The sequence below is a fragment of the Kistimonas asteriae genome, assembly GCF_018263925.1.
GTDB classification, from domain to species: Bacteria; Pseudomonadota; Gammaproteobacteria; order Pseudomonadales; family Endozoicomonadaceae; genus Kistimonas; species Kistimonas asteriae.
Genome location: NZ_JAEVHF010000039.1, coordinates 1 through 2,682 on the forward strand (window position 1 = coordinate 1; position 2,682 = coordinate 2,682).

Genomic DNA, 2,682 nt, shown 5'->3' on the forward strand with positions numbered 1-2,682 from the left:
TGGTATCGTTTGCCGTACCGGAATCATCCACCGCTTCATAGGTAAACGTGACCTGACGGGTTTCACCCGCAGCCAGATCCTGAAAGTCACTGTTCGGGTTGAAGCTGAAGGTGCCGTCACCGTTATTCGTGACTGAGCCTTCATCGGGCTGGGTCAGGATGTTGAAGGTATGGGTATCCGTGGTATCGGCGTCCGTTGCACCGAAGTTGCCCGTGACCGCTGCGCCATCTTCGGTTGCACTGACACTCGCCACTTCGGCGGTTGGCTTGTCGTTGGTGCCCGTGATCGTAATCGTGACGGTGGCCGGTTCGCTGGTGTCGTTTGCCGTACCGGAATCATCCACCGCTTCATAGGTAAACGTGACCTGACGGGTTTCTCCGGCCGCCAGATCCTGGAAGTCACTGTTCGGGTTAAAGCTGAAGGTGCCGTCACCGTTATTGGTGACTGAGCCTTCATCGGGCTGGGTCAGAATATTAAACGTGTGGGTATCGGTGGTATCGGCGTCCGTGGCACTGAAGCTGCCCGTGACCGCTGCACCGTCTTCGGTCGCACTGACACTCGCGACTTCGGCGGTTGGTTTGTCATTGGTACCCGTAATCGTAATCGTGACCGTAGCCGGTTCGCTGGTGTCGTTTGCGGTACCCGAATCATCCACCGCTTCATAGGTAAACGTAACCTGACGGGTTTCACCCGCAGCCAGATCCTGGAAGTCACTGTTCGGGTTGAAGCTGAAGGTGCCGTCACCGTTATTAGTGACTGAGCCTTCATCGGGCTGGGTCAGAATATTAAACGTGTGGGTATCAGTGGTATCGACATCCGTCGCACTGAAACTACCCGTGACCGCTGCGCCATCTTCGGTGGCACTGACACTCGCGACCTCCGCAGTCGGCTTATCATTCGTACCGGTGACCGTTACCGTGACCGTGGCTGCCGCGCTGGCAGCATTACCCTCGCCAGAGCTGTCCACTGCCTCATAGGTAAAGGTAACCTGACGGGTTTCCCCGACGGCCAAATCCTGGAAGTCACTGTTCGGGTTAAAGCTGAAGGTACCATCATCGTTATTGGTGACCGTGCCTTCATCCGGTTGACTCAGAATATTGAACGTATGAGTGTCGCTCAGGTTTTCATCTGTTGCACTGAAGCTACCAGAGACGGCTCCCGCATCTTCCACCGCCGTATCAACACTGACCAGTTCGGCCACCGGCTGACTGTTGGTACCACTGACCGTGATCGTGGCCGTGGCTGTTGATATCTCTCCTGAGTCATCACTCATGGTGTAACTGACAGTGACCGTTGCACTCTCGCCAATGGCCAGGTAATCGAAATCCCCCGCCGGATCGAATTCCAGCTGATTATTCACCACACTGACAGAGCCGCCATTAGTGGTACGACTGCCATCACTGTCCGCAATGCCAGTAATGCTCACTCCATCCAGGCTGAAGTTGGAGGCATCGTCATCATTGTCGACATCGGTATCGTTGGCCAGTACATCCAGTCGCGTTGAACCCACGGTAGAAGCATTACCCGTATCAGCCACAGCGACAGGTGCATCATTGGTGCCTGTTACTGTGATGGTGACCGTAGTCGGTTCACTGGTGTCGTTTGCCGTACCGGAATCATCTACCGCTTCATAGGTAAAGGTAACTTGACGGGTTTCACCCGCAGCCAGATCCTGGAAGTCACTGTTCGGGTTAAAGCTGAAGGTGCCGTCACCGTTATTGGTGACTGAGCCTTCATCAGGATGGGTCAGGATGTTGAAGGTATGGGTATCAGTGGTATCGGCGTCTGTGGCAGCGAAGCTGCCCGTGACCGCTGCACCATCTTCCGTGGCACTGACACTCGCCACTTCGGCTGTCGGTTTGTCGTTGGTGCCTGTAATGGTAATCGTGACGGTAGCCGGTTCGCTGGTGTCGTTTGCCGTACCGGAATCATCCACCGCTTCATAGGTAAACGTGACCTGACGGGTTTCACCCGCAGCCAGATCCTGGAAGTCACTGTTCGGGTTAAAACTGAAGGTGCCGTCACCGTTATTAGTGACTGAGCCTTCATCGGGCTGGGTCAGGATGTTGAAGGTATGGGTATCGGTGGTATCCGCGTCCGTGGCACTGAAGCTGCCCGTGACCGCTGTGCCATCTTCCGTGGCACTGACGCTTGCCACTTCGGCAGTTGGCTTGTCGTTGGTGCCTGTAATGGTAATCGTGACGGTAGCCGGTTCGCTGGTGTCGTTTGCCGTACCGGAATCATCTACCGCTTCATACGTGAACGTGACCTGACGGGTTTCACCCGCAGCCAGATCCTGAAAATCACTGTTCGGGTTAAAGCTGAAGGTACCATCACCGTTATTAGTGACTGAGCCTTCATCGGGCTGGGTCAGAATATTGTAGGTGTGGGTATCGGTGGTATCGGCATCCGTGGCACTGAAGCTGCCCGTGACCGCTGCACCATCTTCCGTGGCACTGACGCTTGCCACTTCGGCGGTTGGCTTGTCGTTGGTGCCCGTGATCGTAATCGTGACGGTTGCCGGTTCGCTGGTGTCGTTTGCCGTACCGGAATCATCCACCGCTTCATAGGTAAACGTAACCTGACGGGTTTCACCCGCAGCCAGATCCTGGAAGTCACTGTTCGGGTTAAAGCTGAAGGTCCCATCACCGTTATTAGTGACTGAGCCTTCATCCGGCTGGG

1 protein-coding gene is annotated in these 2,682 nt (G+C 55.4%); it reads right to left on the reverse strand.

Going from position 1 to position 2,682, the window contains the following annotated elements; genetic code table 11:
- Positions 1-2,682 (reverse strand): Ig-like domain-containing protein (locus tag KHS78_RS22120; protein WP_211831187.1); only part of this gene is annotated, 2,682 nt, incomplete at both ends.